Genomic DNA, 15,336 nt, shown 5'->3' on the forward strand with positions numbered 1-15,336 from the left:
CATTGAAGTATGGATGAACGTCAAGCCCTCTCTTCATTCGCGGCGCTGTCCCAGGAGACGCGCCTCGCCATCGTTCGAGCTTTGGTAGTAGCCGGGCCAGACGGCTTGGCCGCGGGCGTGATCGCCGAGCGCATGGGCGTCTCCGCCACGAACGTGTCCTTCCATCTGAAGGAGCTGGAGCGGTCGGGGTTGATCTCTCAGCGAAGAGAATCCCGCTCGATCATCTACAGCGCCAGCTATGAGGCGCTCGCCGATCTCGTCAAATTCCTGATGGAAGACTGCTGCGCCGGTCATCCGGCGATTAGGGAGAACGTCGAGCGTGCCGAAGACTACTGCCTCCCGGCCGACAAGGGTGGCGTCGTTGCGTAGTTCGAAAATCCCGGCCGGGCTTGTCTCGGCTCTCGGTCTGACACAGATTATCGGTTACGGCACGCTCTATTACAGCTTCAGCATCCTCGCCCCCGGCATGGCAGAAGATCTCGGCTTGTCGCTGGCGGAAGTTTTTGGCGTCTTCTCCGTGTCGCTGTTCATCGGTGGCCTGTCGGCCACCTATATCGGCAAGCAGATGGACAGGATCGGCGCCGCGACGATCATGACGATCGGCTCGGGCCTTGCTACGCTGACGCTCGCCCTCTGCGCCTGGTCACCCTCGGTCGCGATCTTCGCCATCGCCATCATCCTCCTCGAAGTGTCGTCCGGCATGGTTCAGTATCAGGCGGCATTCGCAGCGCTGGTCGAGAGCGATCCCCGCACGGCCTCCCGCAGCATCACCTATCTGACACTGATCGGTGGCTTCGCCTCGACGATCTTCTGGCCGATCTCGGCGACGCTCAAAGGCTATCTTTCCTGGCGGGAGATCTATCTCGTGTTTGCGGCGCTGAACCTGTTCCTCTGCATGCCGCTGCACTTCTGGATCCGAAGCCTCGGACAGAAGGCAGGCGATGCTACGACCCGGACACGCGAGACGATCATCGGCGCGATCCCGCCGCATGCCCGGCGCCGCGCCATGGTGATCGTTTCCTTTGCGTTCGCTCTTCTTGGCTTCACGCTCGCCGCCATCCTTGCCCATATGGTGCCGATGCTGGGATCGATCGGGTTGGGCGCCGCAGCCGTCGTGATCGGCTCGCTGTTCGGCCCGGCGCAGGTTCTGAGCCGTCTGATCAACATGGTTTTTGGGAAGAACTTGTCGCCGCCGGGGCTTGCGGTCCTGTCGGCCGTGCTCATCGTCGTCGGCGTCCTGATCCTGCTGATGACAGGCAACTGGTTGCCGGGTGCGGTCGCCTTCGCCATTTGCCTCGGGCTCGGTTCCGGCATCAACAGCATCGCACAGGGAAGCCTGCCGCTCTATCTGTTCGGATCGGACGGATATGGCGCGATCACCGGAAAGATGGCCGCCGCCCGCCTGGCGGTCGGAGCCGGCGCGCCCTTCGTGTTCGCGGCGGCCATGGAGAATATCGGTCTGAGCTTCGCCCTCGTCGCAAACGCATGCCTCGGGGCGATCAGTATCGCGGCATTCGTCGCGGTGGCCGCCTCCTGCCGGCAGCCTGCCACCGCGACGGGTTGATCGGTCAGATCGACTTGAGCGAAACCCGCTTCTCCAGCTCGGCAGCCTCTTCCTTGCGCTCGCTATAGCGGTCGGTGAGGTAGGACGAGGCATCGCGGGTGAGGATAGTGAATTTCACCAGTTCCTCGCAGACATCGACGACGCGGTCGTAATAGGATGACGGCTTCATCCGGCCATCGGCATCGAATTCCTGAAACGCCTTCGCAACGCTGCTCTGATTGGGAATAGTGATCATCCGCATCCAGCGGCCGAGAATGCGCAACTGGTTCACGGCGTTAAAAGACTGGCTGCCGCCGGAAACCTCCATCACCGCCAGCGTTTTGCCCTGGGTGGGGCGGACGGAGCCGAGCGACAGTGGAATCCAGTCGATCTGCGCTTTCATGATGCCTGTCATCGCGCCATGGCGCTCCGGGCTGATCCAGACTTGGCCCTCCGACCACTGGGTTGCTTCGCGCAGCTCCTGAACCTTGGGATGGCTGACGGGTGCTTCATCTGGAAGCGGCAGCCCGGCCGGATCGAATATCCGCACCTCGCATCCGAGGCGTTCGAGCAGCCGACGGACTTCAAAAGCAAGGTGACGGCTATAAGACACTTCCCGAAGAGATCCATAGAGGATCAGGATTCTCGGTTTATGCGTCGAGAATGCTGGCCGCAGCGATTCTGGCGCGATCGGCTGAAGATGGTCGTCGTGCATTGCGGGAAATGTGTCAGACAATGCGCTTTCCTTCCTGGTCGAGGACCTGCTCGCCGTCTTCCTTGGTGAACGGTCCCTTGAAGGCGTCTGCCGGCAGGATGTCGAGCACGACCTCCGAGGGGCGGGCAAGCCTGGTGCCAAGCGGCGTGACGACGAGCGGCCGGTTGATCAGGATCGGGGTAGCGATCATCGCGTCCAGCAACTGCTCATCCGTCAGGCCCGGCTTGTCGAGGCCGAGTTCCGCATAGGGCGTGCCCTTCTCGCGGATCGCTTTGCGGACCGTAAGGCCGGCATCTGCGATCATCTTCGTGAGCTGCTCGCGCGATGGCGGGTTTTGCAGGTATTCGATGACGGTGGGCTCGATTCCGGCGGCGCGGATCAGCGCCAACGTGTTCCGAGACGTGCCGCAGGCCGGATTGTGATAGATGGTGGCGTCCATGGTCAGGTCCTTTCCGTGATGGTGTTGCGGGAGACGGCCGGGGATGCCTCATACCAACCCTTCGAGCGGTTCACGATCCAGACGACCGACAGCATCACAGGCACCTCAATCAGGACACCGACGACGGTGGCGAGTGCCGCGCCCGACTGAAATCCGAAAAGGCTGATGGCGGCGGCAACCGCAAGTTCGAAGAAGTTGCTGGCACCGATGAGCGCTGACGGCCCGGCGACGCAATGGCGCTCGCCTGCCATGCGATTCAAAAGATAGGCCAGTCCAGAGTTCAGATAGACCTGGATCAGGATCGGCACGGCCAGCAACGCTATGATGGCCGGCTGGGCGATGATCTGCTCGCCTTGGAAGGCGAACAGGAGCACTAGCGTGGCGAGGAGCGCGATGAGCGACATCGGCTGGAGCTTCGCAAGCAAGCGGTCGAGTGCGCCCATCGTGCCGTCGGCCGTCAGGTAGCTCCGCAGCATCTGGGCGACGATGACGGGAACCACGATGTAGAGCGCGACCGACAGGGCAAGCGTCGCCCAGGGCACGGTGATGGCCGACAGGCCGAGCAGCAGGCCGACGATCGGCGCGAAGGCAACCACCATGATCGCGTCGTTCAGGGCCACCTGCGACAGGGTGAACAGCGGCTCGCCCCGCGTCAGGTTCGACCAGACAAAAACCATGGCCGTGCAGGGTGCCGCGGCGAGAATGATCAGGCCCGCGATATAGGAGTCGATCTGGTCCGCCGGCAGATAGGGCCGGAAGAGCCACCCGACGAACAGCCATCCCAGCAAAGCCATCGAAAACGGCTTGATCGCCCAGTTGATGATCAGCGTGACCCCGATCCCGCGCCAATAGGAGCCGACCTGCGCCAGCGACCGGAAATCGATCTTCAGCAGCATCGGAATGATCATCAGCCAGATCAGGATCGCGACGGGGATATTGACCTTGGCGATCTCGGCGCTGCCGATGATCTGGAAGACGCCGGGCATCAGGTGGCCAAGGGCAACGCCGACGGCTATACAGAGGAAGACCCAGATGGTCAGGTATCGTTCGAAGGTGGACATCAGGCAGACTTTCCCTTGCGGGGGCTAGCGAAAATAGAACGCGCGTAACTGCTAGCGCCGAAGAACGGCGCGCAGTAGGTCTTGTCAGTCATGGTCGTGGTCCGTGTTAGGCCGGAGGCCTGGTGAGCTTCATGATGGTCGCCGACGATGGGCAGATGGAGGAAAGCTGGCGGGTCGCAAGCACAGCGGCCGGCACTTCGGCCCGCGGCACCTCCGAAAACCCCATGGTCGAGAAGAACTGTACGGCGCTTGTCGTCGCGAGGTAGACCTCTCCGCTTCCAACTTTTTGCAAGGTCGCCTCCACGATCGGCCGTCCCAGGCCTTGACCCCGGTGCGCCGGAAGTACGACGACCGATCGCAGCAGGTAATCAGCGGCGCAGCGCTCGATACCGGCATATCCGATCGTTTCACCGTCTCCAGATACCGCTTCGAAGAAGGTGCGGCCCTTGTCTTCGATATCATCGGTCGGAAGATCTGCGGCACGGAGCGCCCCGCGGAGGCGGGCGTCGCTACCAGCCACTTCGTGCAATGCGATCGCGCTCAACATAGCTTCGCCCCCGGCTCGCAGCATGGCGTCAGCTCTGCGATCAGCGGCGCGCATAGCTCAATCGAGCCGCCACAGCAGTCCTTCAACAGAAACAGCGTCAGGTCGCGAAAACCATCAAGATCAGCGCGGTAGATGATCGATCGGCTTTGACGCTGGCTCTTGACCAGTCCGGCGCGAGACAGAGTTGCGAGATGCGCCGACATCGTGTTTTGCGGGACGTCGAGTACCCGCGCGAGTTCACCTGCTGGAATGCCGTCAGGTTCGTGCCGCACCAGCAGACGGAACGTCTCAAGCCTCGTGTTCTGGGCCAGGGCCGAAAGCGCGGCGATCGCAGATATGTTTTCCATATATCCAGATTAATGGATATATTTTAACTGTCAATCGCCGGAGGTGTACACGTTGTTGAGCTTTTATACGGAATCGAACCACCGACATCGGCGATATCTGGTTGGACTGCCACCAAATCGCTGGCGATCAAATTCTGACTATCTTTCGTAACAAACGAAGGGCACGCGCGTTCTCCAGTCGCACTGGAGAACACACTATGCAATCCGCAAGGTCTGCTGATCACTTCAAGACTGCGTCGACAACGGAAGTCGAGCTCGACCGGGCATTCTCGCCGAAAACTCTGATCACACCACCAGTTGCCCCTACAGCGCTGTGGACCATCGAACGTGGCATGTCGCCTATTATCGCAACCGCGATCCATGAGGGACACTCTACGCGACTGAACCTACAGTCTATATTCAGCCTGGATCATCACGAGCGTTTACGTGAGGAAGATCCCTACACCGAGTTCACCATTCGCGATGTTCCCAATCGCATCGTCTTTCATCGCTCGCGCTTCGAGGTGGACATTAACCGCAATCGCGAGGGCGCCATATATCTGACGCCGGAGCAGGCATGGGGTTTGAATGTGTGGGCAGGAGCGCTTCCGGACGACCAGATAGAAGCCTCCCTACGAACCCATGACGCCTATTACGATATGCTGCTGCCTTTCCTGAAGGAAATCGAGCGCCAGTTCGGCCGATTTGTCGTTCTCGACATCCACAGCTACAATCATCGCCGTAACGGGCCAACCGCTCGACCTACACCGCCGAAGCAGGCACCGGACATCAATATAGGCACATCCTCGATGGACCGCGGGCGCTGGGCGCCGGTAGTCGATGCACTCATCGCCCATTTCCGATCGCATACGATCAACGGCAGCCCGCTGGACGTACGCGAAAACGTCGCCTTTCAGGGCAAGGGCGAACAGACGCGGTTCATCCACGAACATTTTCCCAAAACGGGCTGCGCAATCGCGGTCGAGTTCAAGAAGTTTTTTATGGATGAATGGACGGGTGAACCAGATACCGGTGTCCTCGACCAGCTTCGCCAGATCGTTGCAACAGCCGTCCCGATACTCGAGAAGACACTCGCGAGCCCGCCATGACCCACGCCTCGTCGCAAACTCGCAGCAGTGACGACAGCTGGCTCGACGAGATCGTATCCTGCCTTGCCGACGGCAAGTCGATCCGGCGCGACCTCCCCGGCGGAGGACGGCTGCATATCGACCGGCCGCTTCCGTTTCTTTGCGTCCATATCGCCGAGGACGGGGCAGAACCGGCAGCGCGTGACATCGCGCAGGCAAATGCGTCCTATCTCATTGCACCGCATGCGGCGTCCGCGATCATGGTGATCGAGGCGATTGAGGCTTCGCTGTGCAAACAGTTCGGCGCATTCATCCTGTTCGACATCGGCGAGTTGAAGCAGGATCGGTTTCTGACCGACGATGCGCCTTTCCTGCCTCCATTCGAGATTTCAATATGGGCGAGCGCCGACATGGCGGAGGCGGCTGAAACCTTCTCCGCCGCGATCAGCGACAGCGAGGCGCGGTTTCGCACGCCGCGCGTCGAACACGCGGCAACGCCTCCGGCGCGCGAAGACAAGGCATTGGGCCGTGACCTCGGCTGTTCGACACTTGCCGTCAGGTTTGCCCCCGTCTACCGGCAACCCGGCAGCGACCAGATTTATCCGGAACTTCACGACCAATTGGTGTCGGTCCTGTTCGACGCGGGTCTGCGAGCCATCGCGCGTTTCGTCGAAGCTGGAAAAATCCTCCAGCCGAAGACGCATCGGGCACTCGGGCGCAGGGCCTTCGTGGATGCGGTCTCGCGTGTCGACCGAAGCATTGACGAAGTGGCCTCGACATTCGATTTCTTGCTGGCTGTGACGCCCATCAATGCCGAGTCGGCTTTCGAAGCCTTCAAGCGAGAGGGGCATCAACCTGTCTTTCTGTACCGTCCTCTTGCCCTGCAGGTTGAGGCGACAAAACGGAAGCTCTTTTCGATTTCCTTCGACCATCTCGAAGACCCTGTCCTGCACCAGCTTTATCGCGAAAAACAACAGGAACTTGATCTTCAGCTCTCGCTCCTTTCCTCTCGCCAGAAACCGCAGTTTGTCGAATTCGGACGGGCGCTGTACGGCCCGGTGGAGCCCCTTCTGCTGCGCGAGGCGCAGATCATTCTGTCGCAGCTTACCAATACGGAACCGAGCGGCGATGACGATGGGGGAGCACAGGACCGGATGGCGGACTGCTTTCAGGTGGAACGACGTGCCCGCACGATGATTTCCGCCTATCATCGCCGGCTGAAGGAGTTCGACGTCTCTGTCGAGCTTCGCGACGATCTACCGTCCGGCCTCATGGTATCTGGCCATCGGCTGTTGATCGCACGCAGCACCGTGATGGACCTGGCCCGGGTCGAGCCGCTGCTGTCGCATGAGATCGGTGTCCACCTGCTGACCTATTTCAACGGATCGGCTCAGGGCCTGCGGCTGTTTCGCTCCGGCCTTGCGGGATATGAGGGCATGCAGGAAGGTCTGGCTGTTTTCGCCGAATACCTGTCGGGCGGCATGACGCCGGCGCGCTTGAGGCTGATTGCCGGACGGGTGGTCGGATGTGCGTCCATGCTGGACGGAGCAACCTTTTCCGAGACCTATTCTCTTCTTGTCGAGAAGCATAATTTTACGCCGCCGGCCGCGTTCAATCTCGTTCTGCGGCTTTATCGCGGCGGCGGGCTGGCGAAGGATGCGATCTATCTGCGCGGACTGCTTGCCCTGCTCGATCACCTGCGCACCGGTGGCGCACTCGAACCCTTCTGGATGGGCAAGATAGCCGCCTCGCATTTCGGTGTGATGCAGGAGTTGGCAGAGCGCGGCCTGCTGCGCCTACCGGCGGTTCGTCCCCTCTTTCTCGAAACCGAAGACGGTCGCACCCGACTGGCACGCGCCAGAGACGGCATGCGTCCTCTCGACATGATTCAACGACAGGAGACGTGATGCGGATTGCATTTTTTGTGAACTCGGTTGCCGATGAGGCCGCGTTCTACACGACGACAGCCCTTGCGCTCACCGCAATCGCCCGTGGCCATGACGTATGTTACCTGACGCCAGGCGATTTCGTGCTGCGCCCAGACGACAGCCTGATGGTACGTGCGACCACTGTCAAAAAAGGCAAGTCCAGGAAGCCTGATGCATTCATAGCATCGTTGCAGGGCGAGCAGGCTGAGATCCAGACGATCCCGATCGAGGACATAGACGTCCTGTTTCTGCGAAATGACCCCTCGCAGGATGCCGATGAGCGGCCCTGGGCAGCCCATGCCGGCATTATTTTCGGCCGACTGGCGGCCGAACGCGGCGTGCTGACGCTCAATGACCCCGACGGGCTGGCCCGGGCGCAGAACAAGCTCTATTTCCAGGGCTTCCCTGAGGCGGTTCGCCCAACAACCCTTATCTCGAAAAGCATCGAGGAGATCCGCGCCTTTATCGACGAGCAGAAGCAGGGCGCCATCCTCAAACCGCTGCAAGGTTCCGGCGGGAAAAACGTTTTCAAGATCGCTTCCAGCAAGGAAGCCAATCTCAACCAGATATTCGAGGCCGTCAGCGGCGAAGGTTACCTGATCGCGCAAGGCTATCTTCCCGACGCGACCGCCGGCGACATTCGTCTTTTCCTGATGAACGGTCGCCCGTTGCAGCGGGACGGCGCCTACGCGGCGCTGCGTCGTGTTCCGGCGAAGGGCGAGGTGCGCTCTAACATGCATGCCGCTGGCACTGCGGCAACCGCCGAGATCACACCCGAAATCCTCGCTGTGGCGGAAATGGTTCGCCCTAAACTGATCGAAGACGGCATGTTTCTCGTCGGGCTAGACATCGTCGGTGACAAGATCCTCGAGATCAACGTCTTCACCCCAGGCGGTCTTCCGGATATTGCTGGGCTTCACGGAGTGGACCTTTCGGTCGATGTCATCGCCGCGTTGGAACAGAAGGTCGATATCCGGAAAAATTACGCAGGTCAGATTAATAACCGCGCTCTCGCCACGCTGTAAGGTTCCTAATATCTTTCGTAGATCGGGCACTGCGGTCTTGATGGAATGTGAACCCACGGCCTGCCAAAATAACGAACGGCTTGATCTTTGAAGAAATTGATATTGCGATGTTTTCGTCCCAGAACTGTTCGGCGAGTGCGGTAGTTCCAACCTACATGTATAGACCTACGTTCGTTAACGTGCAAACATCTCACACTGCAACTAAAGTTTGCACTCCACCGAGGCTCCAATCGCATGCTGATGAGCATCCATAAGGGGCGCCAGTTCTTGACCACATAAATCTATGTGCTATTCTACATAAAATAATGGGTGGTAAGGAGCCGATGCCATACTCAGAATTCCTTGAAGAGCTAGGGAAGGCTGGGTTGAGTGTTCGGGAATTTGCCGAACTCATTGGAATGAAACCGAACTCGATCTCAAATTATGCACGTTCCGGCGAAATTCCCACTCACCTTGCCCTTATCGTTGTTCTTATGGTGGGTATCGTCGTCCTCGGCGGTGACTACAGGCAAGTCATTTCTCGTGTCGAGGTTACACCCAAGAAGCCTCGGGGAGGCGGGAGGCCGGGGCATTTTGGTGGCGACCGCCAAACAGATCTGGACCTTGAAAGATGACCAGTACTTCAGCCCTAACGACCTCGGGACTTCTCGATGGTTGATGTAAAGGAGATCGCTCGCGATTTTGGTGCAGATCCGGAGAGTTTTCTTTTCCTTGATGAAGATGGTCCGGATCTTCTTCCATATGCGACTCTGGTAGCATCGCGACGTCGTCAGGACGGCCCACTTGCGAAAGTGGCAGCAGTTTGCGAGTGGCAAGGTGCGCCACTAATGTTTCTGGTGAACGTCGACGATCTCGACGGGGACGACGATCTCCAAAGAATTCGCCGACTTCTGGCTATGCGAGGGGATGCGCCTTATGTAGGTGTCGTCAGTCCTGGTAGACTGGATGTTTTTAGGATTGCCTTGGATGCCAAGAGGCTCAGTGAGGCGCGTGTTAAACAAGATGGGACAGCCGCAGACAGGTTGACAACCTTTGCACGGCTAGCAAACGGGCGTCCGAACGCCACGGTAAGTAGCCGAAACTGGATCTCTAACGTTGTTCTTAATTTGCTGACCGGCTCGATCACCAAGCTGGTAGGTGTGTCGAAGGTGAACCACGATGATGCGATATCGCTGGTGGGTAGAGCTCTTTTTACTAGGTTTCTCGCTGATCGCAGCCTTCTTCCATCAGCGATGGTTGAGGTCGAGACAGCTGCGACGCTATTCGATAATCGCGGTATGGCGAGGAAAACCTCCGAGTGGCTGGACGAAACCTTCAATGGCGACCTTCTGCCTCTAACTGACGGCATTTGGGAAAGCCTTCCTGATAAAGCTTACCAAATTCTCGGTGATGTCCTCCGGCGGGCTCCAGATGGGCAACTTTACCTTGGCTGGAAGGAACAATGGGACCATCTCGACTTCGCCCACATTCCTGTCGGCGTCTTGAGCCAAGCTTATGAACTCCATCTGAGGCAATACGCGCCCGCGCAGCAAAAGCGCGAGGGCGGCTACTATACGCCTCGACCGATTGCCGATCTTTTAGTCCGCGCATCGCTAAAGGCGCTTGGCCGTGATGGTACAGCACACCGGGCGCGTGTTCTCGACCCTGCTGCCGGTGCGGGCGTGTTTCTTCTTACAGCTTTTCGAGAGCTTGTTTCTGAGACCTGGCGGTCTGAGGGAAAGCGCCCGGGAACTCCACGGCTCAGGCAGATTCTATACGAACAGATCTCGGGCTTTGATATAAACGAATCGGCTTTGCGATTTGCGGCTCTTGGTCTGTATCTTCTTTCCATCGAGCTCGACCCGGAACCACGCCCAGTTGATAAGCTTCGCTTCAAAGATCTTCGCGGACGCGTTCTGCATTTGCTTCGAGGAGATGACGACAGTGAAGGGGCGGCACTCGGAAGCCTTGGTCCGGCAGTATCTGATAAGCACAATCAGCAGTACGATGTGGTCATCGGAAATCCACCCTGGGCAAGCGGGACGGGTTTGGCTGACTGGCAGCTTGTAGTCGATAGGATCGGTGAGATCGCGAAGAGCCGTGAGATTTCGATCGCTGCCCCTCCGCTACCAAACGAGGGCCTTGATCTTCCATTCGTTTGGCGGGCGATGGAATGGGCAAAGCCTGGTGGACAGATCGCATTTGCCTTGCATGCACGCATGTTGTTTCAGCAAGGCGATGGGATGCCCGAGGCTCGGCAGGCTCTTTTTGAAGCACTTGATGTTACCTCTGTAATTAATGGCGTCGACCTACGACAAACAAAGGTTTGGCCTGAGATAGCTGCGCCGTTTTGCCTTCTTTTTGCAACAAACAGGAAGCCAGGTGCGACCGCAGGCTTTCGTTTGATTAGTCCAAAGATAGAAGATGCATTGAATGATGCTGGTTCAATGCGGGTCGATGCCTTAAACGCTGAGATAGTTGCATCGCAATCTCTTTCACAGACCCCGGAAATCTTAAAAATCTTGTACCGGGGCACTAGAGCGGACTTGGGCCTTATCGAGCGCATTAGATCGAAGGGATTCCCAACTCTGGACGCTTTCTGGCGCGATACGATCGGGTTGGAGCGCGGGCATCTGCTTGGCAGTGGTAACGGTTATCAGAAACTGAGGAAGAGTAGCCGAGTTCGGAAAAACGGCGATAAGCTGCCTGGTGTCGATGCAAGCTATCTTAAAGGCTTGCCCGAGCTTGGCACGGGAGCACTCTCAAAAGTTTTGATCGAGACAGACGAGCTCGCCTACTTCAACGACGAGCGAATCCACGACCCAAGATCGCCCGCCATATTCCACGGACCCATTGCCCTCGTCCACCAGTCTCCTCCTTCGACTTCGGGGCGCATCGGAGTCGCGGTGTCGGATAAGCCGTTAGTATTCAACGAAAGCTTCTACGGCTACAGCCCCCATGATTTCGACGAGGCCAGCGTATTTGTCCGCTATCTTGCGATCATCTTGGGAAGCAAGCTGGTGACTTGGATCGCGCTTGTTACCAGCGGAAAGTTCGGCTTCGAGCGTGAGGTGATAGAAAAGTCGACCCTTGATAAAATCCCAATTCCAGATTTTCGTTTGCTCAACATTGAGCAGAAAAATGACCTGTTAGACCTTTTCGAACGGCTCTCCACTGGCGAAGGTAGTTGGGAAGCCGCAGATGCTTGGGTTGCGAGGCTCTATGGTCTAGGCCATCAGGATTTGCGTGTCATCTCCGATACGCTCCGTTATAGTCTCCCTTTCAGCGAAAACAAGCGGTTGGCGCAGGCCACTCCGTTGCCCGAGGAACAGTCTATATTCTGTGCATGGTTGTCCGAGGAGCTTTCTCCTTGGTGCGATCGATACAGCTTAAAGGCAGTTGTCAAACCGATTCAGCTCACCAACGCGTCGCCGTGGCTCGCGCTGGAAATCCGGGTCTCGCCAGATGTGAAAAACCAGATAGCCGCGGGCGAACTGGAAGCCTTATTGGCTGCAGCTGACCGTCTTGCGGCCACTGAAATGATCGTTCACGCCGGGAGCACCGGCTTGCTGATCTGCAGACTGGCTCAGATGCGTTACTGGAGCGCGACGCAGGCCAGACTGCTCGCGCAACGCATCATCTGGGAGCATTCAGACGTATTGAAAGGCAAAGGCCGCGCATGAGGGCGAGCACAATTCACCCGCGACCTGACCAGATCGCAGAACTTACCCGAAAGGTCAGCCTTCCTTTGCCGGCGATTGATACGGATCACCTAGAGATCATTTCGGAGAAGCTGGTCGAAGCGTTCGAGGCAATTAGTCATTCGAATATACAGACGGTTGAAGGGGGAAGCGAAGCAGAGGTTACAGCACTCCTTGTATCCCGCCTGAATTCGATGCTCGATGAGGACCGCCTTCTCTCGCAGATTGTCATTTGTGCTACTAGAGGGACAGAGAGTCTTAGCTTTGATGGATCGCACCTTGAAAAGCGACCAGATATATCATTGCAACTGACAAATCGTGCGCGCGGCTTCCCACTAATTGTCGAAGCGAAGCTTATTGATTTTAAAAAAGATGTGAAAATGTATTGCGACAACGGTGTTACCCGCTTTGTCGCCGGTGAATATGCTTGGGGCAACCGCGAAGCGTTCATGGTCGCATACGTTCGGGACAAATCTACGATCGCCGATACGCTTACCCCTTTTCTCAATAAAGCGGCCAGCCAAAGCCCTCCTACTTACCTAGGCCACGGACTCATTAGCTGAGGCGATCCATATCCTCGTGGCGGCAAGCTTGAGGGCGGCCATGTAATTATCAGCGCGCCGGTCGTATCGTGTCGCGAGGCCTCGCATCTGCTTGATGCGGTTGAAGAACCGTTCCACGAGATTGCGCTGACGGTAGACCCATCGACTGAAGCTGAATGTCTGCTTTCGATTGGCCTTCGCCGGGATATTCGCCCAGCATTTGCGTTGCTTGGCAAAGTTGCGAATTGCATCGGTGTCATATGCCTTGTCGGCGAGGATCGTCGCGCCGCGCTGCAGGTCGCTCAACAGCTTTTCAGCCATCGGTGCATCTGCGGCTTGGCCGGCGGTGAGTTCCAGTCGAACCGGCAAGCCATCAGCATCGACAAGAGCATGGATCTTTGTCGTCAGGCCGCCGCGAGAACGTCCCATGCAAGGATCGGCAAAGCCCCCTTTTTAGCGTTGGCACCATGCTGGTGAACACGAACACAAGAACTGTCGATCATCATGATGTCTCCATCGTAACGCTTTGAAACGGCGTCCAGAAGACGATCCCAGACGCCTGCCTTGCGCCAGCGGGAGAACCGATTGTAAAGCGTCGTGCGGGGGCCATAACGCTCCGGAACATCTCGCCAGGACGATCCGGTTCTGAAGCGCCACAGGATGCCATTGATCACCCGGCGGTCGTCAACACGTTTAATGCCACGGCTATTGTTCGGCAGCAGTGGTGCGATGACGGCCCATTCTTCGTCGCTCAATTCGTGACGGCGCATGGCAATCTCCTTTCTGGGAGATTGATGGTGTGGAACGGCCCTTCGAACCGGCATCAAGGATGCCTATTGTGGGGACGCTAATCACCACACTTTTGAAGGAACCGTTCCATGGAGAAGATTACCACAATCGGTTTTGACTTAGCCAAGTCGATCTTTCAGGTCCATGCCGTGACTGGAGATGGAAAAGTCGCGGTTCGCCGTTCCTTGAGGCGTTCGCAGGTGCTTGATTTTTTCCGCTCCATCGAGCCTTGCCTGATCGGTATCGAAGCTTGCGGCACCGCCCACTATTGGGCGAACGCGATCGGAGCATTCGGTCATACGGTTCGTCTGATGCCACCTGCCTATGTGAAAGCTTACGTGAAAAGAAATAAAACGGACGCCGCAGATGCAGAGGCCATATGTGAGGCGGTGACGCGTCCGACAATGCGCTTCGTACCCGTTAAATCCGCAGAAGAACAAGCCGCCGGTATGGTTTTGAAGACGCGAGAGTTGCTAGTCCGGCAGCGCAGCCAGATGTCAAATGCCATGCGCTCCCACATGGCCGAACTTGGCATCATTGCCGCAACCGGGATGCCCAGCATCGCCAAGCTCGTTGTCATCGTACGTGACGAAGAGGATCATCGACTTCCCCCTTCAGCTCGGGTGGCGCTTTTGGAAATGGCTGAGCAAATCGAAATCTTGACGGAGAGGATCGAAAAGCTCGACAGCAAGATTGTCGCCGCAGTGAAAGCAGATGATGCCGCTCGCCGTCTGACAACGATCCCAGGCGTCGGGCCCATCATTGCAGCGACTGTCCGGGCTTCAGTTCCCGACCCCGCAGGCTTTCGGACAGGGCGCGACTTGGCTGCCTGGATTGGCATCACGCCAAGAGCGAACTCCAGCGGGGGAAAAGAGCGGCTTGGTAAAATATCGAAACGTGGCAACAAACAGTTGAGGACATTGTTAGTTGTTGGCGCGACGTCGATCCTGAAGCAGGCTCGACGAGGAGCGAAACTACCAGCCTGGATCGCCTCTGTGCTGGAGCGGAGGCCCTATAAGGTCGCAGCAGTAGCGCTGGCTAACAAAATAGCGCGTACGATATGGGCGCTTCTCGTGAAAGGTGGGACATATCAGACTCCGGCGATCATGATGAAAGCGTAGACGGGATTCTCGGCGTCAGGCGCCGGGATAGCGGCAAGGTACAACAGCGTGATGAACCAACGGAACGCAACCTCAATATCGATCAGACCGTGTGATTCAGGGCGCCGTAGTGCGCGTGAGATTGATTAGGCGATCGACATTGCGGACTTCATCGTGGCCAGCGGTCTATACCGCATCAACAGGCCGAACATATGAATGCACCGTCCGATGGAGACTTACGAGGAAAACACCTTGCTAACCGGGCCGTTCCACATATGAATCACACACCGTCAACAAGATGAACCCCGTTTATGGGGACACTGCCTAGTCGAAAAGTCGGCGACTGCATGCGGATCAACTAAAGCCGATATGGCACTCAGCCAGCACGGGCGTCAATTTGTGTATCCTCATGCCGGCGCTCCCCCAGTCAGCCCCGGTTCGATAGCTATCTGGCACCTATGGCTTACCTGAGCGTCACGCATCATAGCGTTGAAAGGGCCCACGATAGTGGTTGGGTACGCTCGTCGCGAGCGGTAGCGCAGCAAGATGTTTA

Annotated in this window: 14 protein-coding genes; 8 read left to right on the forward strand and 6 right to left on the reverse strand. The window is 57.8% G+C overall.

Translation table 11 applies throughout. The annotated features are described in order from the left end of the window. Positions 1–9: 9 nt before the first annotated feature. Together AC0JZ4_RS25395 and arsK are read left to right on the forward strand one after the other, a co-directional pair. Complete coding sequence (locus AC0JZ4_RS25395) at positions 10–369, forward strand: ArsR/SmtB family transcription factor (protein WP_471889293.1); 360 nt, start codon at positions 10–12, stop codon at positions 367–369. Continuing rightward, positions 362–1,564, forward strand: a complete 1,203-nt coding sequence (gene arsK / locus AC0JZ4_RS25400) for an arsenite efflux MFS transporter ArsK (protein WP_471889294.1) — start codon at positions 362–364, stop codon at positions 1,562–1,564. Before AC0JZ4_RS25395 ends, arsK begins: the two co-directional genes overlap by 8 nt. A 4-nt stretch (positions 1,565–1,568) precedes the next feature. On the opposite strand, the gene arsH is transcribed toward arsK, so the two are convergent. The 5 genes from arsH to AC0JZ4_RS25425 form a co-directional block, all read right to left on the reverse strand. Continuing rightward, entirely contained in the window at positions 1,569–2,258 is a 690-nt protein-coding gene (arsH, locus tag AC0JZ4_RS25405) for an arsenical resistance protein ArsH (RefSeq protein WP_471889419.1), read from the reverse strand. A gap of 13 nt (positions 2,259–2,271) precedes the next feature. Then, positions 2,272–2,697: an arsenate reductase (glutaredoxin) gene (gene arsC / locus AC0JZ4_RS25410; RefSeq protein ID WP_471888430.1), complete on the reverse strand. Its 426-nt coding sequence runs from the start codon at positions 2,695–2,697 to the stop codon at positions 2,272–2,274. Between the two features lie 2 nt (positions 2,698–2,699). Further along, positions 2,700–3,758, reverse strand: coding sequence for an ACR3 family arsenite efflux transporter (arsB, locus tag AC0JZ4_RS25415; RefSeq protein WP_471889295.1), 1,059 nt, complete (start codon positions 3,756–3,758; stop codon positions 2,700–2,702). A gap of 106 nt (positions 3,759–3,864) precedes the next feature. After that, a complete protein-coding gene (gene arsN2, locus AC0JZ4_RS25420) occupies positions 3,865–4,305 on the reverse strand; it encodes an arsenic resistance N-acetyltransferase ArsN2 (RefSeq protein WP_471889296.1) in 441 nt (146 codons plus the stop codon). Beyond that, positions 4,299–4,652 carry an ArsR/SmtB family transcription factor gene (locus AC0JZ4_RS25425; RefSeq protein WP_471889297.1) on the reverse strand — a complete coding sequence of 118 codons (354 nt, stop codon included), beginning with the start codon at positions 4,650–4,652 and terminating at the stop codon, positions 4,299–4,301. Before AC0JZ4_RS25425 ends, arsN2 begins: the two co-directional genes overlap by 7 nt. Positions 4,653–4,849: 197 nt before the next feature. Between AC0JZ4_RS25425 and AC0JZ4_RS25430 the strand changes: the two genes are divergently transcribed. From AC0JZ4_RS25430 to AC0JZ4_RS25450, 5 genes are all read left to right on the forward strand, one after another. Next, complete coding sequence (locus AC0JZ4_RS25430) at positions 4,850–5,740, forward strand: N-formylglutamate amidohydrolase (RefSeq protein WP_471889298.1); 891 nt, start codon at positions 4,850–4,852, stop codon at positions 5,738–5,740. Then, the gene (locus AC0JZ4_RS25435) at positions 5,737–7,626 is read left to right on the forward strand and encodes a flavohemoglobin expression-modulating QEGLA motif protein (RefSeq protein WP_471889299.1); all 1,890 of its coding nucleotides are present in this window, start codon (positions 5,737–5,739) and stop codon (positions 7,624–7,626) included. Before AC0JZ4_RS25430 ends, AC0JZ4_RS25435 begins: the two co-directional genes overlap by 4 nt. Further along, entirely contained in the window at positions 7,626–8,672 is a 1,047-nt protein-coding gene (locus AC0JZ4_RS25440) for a glutathione synthase (RefSeq protein ID WP_471889300.1), read from the forward strand. Before AC0JZ4_RS25435 ends, AC0JZ4_RS25440 begins: the two co-directional genes overlap by 1 nt. A 650-nt stretch (positions 8,673–9,322) precedes the next feature. Next, entirely contained in the window at positions 9,323–12,334 is a 3,012-nt protein-coding gene (locus AC0JZ4_RS25445) for an N-6 DNA methylase (protein ID WP_471889301.1), read from the forward strand. Further along, positions 12,331–12,915 (forward strand): hypothetical protein, encoded by a 585-nt coding sequence (locus AC0JZ4_RS25450; protein WP_471889302.1) that lies wholly within the window; start codon positions 12,331–12,333, stop codon positions 12,913–12,915. Before AC0JZ4_RS25445 ends, AC0JZ4_RS25450 begins: the two co-directional genes overlap by 4 nt. On the opposite strand, the gene AC0JZ4_RS25455 is transcribed toward AC0JZ4_RS25450, so the two are convergent. Beyond that, a protein-coding gene (locus AC0JZ4_RS25455) for an IS5 family transposase (protein WP_471889420.1) occupies positions 12,892–13,670 on the reverse strand; the annotation gives its coding sequence in 2 pieces (ribosomal slippage) (positions 12,892–13,335 and positions 13,338–13,670; 777 coding nt in all). The genes AC0JZ4_RS25450 and AC0JZ4_RS25455 overlap by 24 nt on opposite strands. Positions 13,671–13,772: 102 nt before the next feature. Here AC0JZ4_RS25455 and AC0JZ4_RS25460 point away from each other — a divergent pair. Next, entirely contained in the window at positions 13,773–14,804 is a 1,032-nt protein-coding gene (locus AC0JZ4_RS25460) for an IS110 family RNA-guided transposase (RefSeq protein ID WP_471889303.1), read from the forward strand. Positions 14,805–15,336: the final 532 nt, after the last annotated feature.

This window comes from [Rhizobium] kunmingense (assembly GCF_977018605.1).

What these genes read in the sequence shown, in the direction of transcription:
- AC0JZ4_RS25395 (WP_471889293.1), top strand. Translation starts at nt 10, where the DNA reads ATGGATGAACGTCAAGCCCTCTCTTCATTCGCGGCGCTGTCCCAGGAG.
- arsH (WP_471889419.1), bottom strand. Translation starts at nt 2,258, where the DNA reads ATGCACGACGACCATCTTCAGCCGATCGCGCCAGAATCGCTGCGGCCA.
- arsC (WP_471888430.1), bottom strand. Translation starts at nt 2,697, where the DNA reads ATGGACGCCACCATCTATCACAATCCGGCCTGCGGCACGTCTCGGAAC.
- arsB (WP_471889295.1), bottom strand. Translation starts at nt 3,758, where the DNA reads ATGTCCACCTTCGAACGATACCTGACCATCTGGGTCTTCCTCTGTATA.
- arsN2 (WP_471889296.1), bottom strand. Translation starts at nt 4,305, where the DNA reads ATGTTGAGCGCGATCGCATTGCACGAAGTGGCTGGTAGCGACGCCCGC.
- AC0JZ4_RS25425 (WP_471889297.1), bottom strand. Translation starts at nt 4,652, where the DNA reads ATGGAAAACATATCTGCGATCGCCGCGCTTTCGGCCCTGGCCCAGAAC.
- AC0JZ4_RS25430 (WP_471889298.1), top strand. Translation starts at nt 4,850, where the DNA reads ATGCAATCCGCAAGGTCTGCTGATCACTTCAAGACTGCGTCGACAACG.
- AC0JZ4_RS25435 (WP_471889299.1), top strand. Translation starts at nt 5,737, where the DNA reads ATGACCCACGCCTCGTCGCAAACTCGCAGCAGTGACGACAGCTGGCTC.
- AC0JZ4_RS25440 (WP_471889300.1), top strand. Translation starts at nt 7,626, where the DNA reads ATGCGGATTGCATTTTTTGTGAACTCGGTTGCCGATGAGGCCGCGTTC.
- AC0JZ4_RS25445 (WP_471889301.1), top strand. Translation starts at nt 9,323, where the DNA reads ATGGTTGATGTAAAGGAGATCGCTCGCGATTTTGGTGCAGATCCGGAG.
- AC0JZ4_RS25450 (WP_471889302.1), top strand. Translation starts at nt 12,331, where the DNA reads ATGAGGGCGAGCACAATTCACCCGCGACCTGACCAGATCGCAGAACTT.
- AC0JZ4_RS25460 (WP_471889303.1), top strand. Translation starts at nt 13,773, where the DNA reads ATGGAGAAGATTACCACAATCGGTTTTGACTTAGCCAAGTCGATCTTT.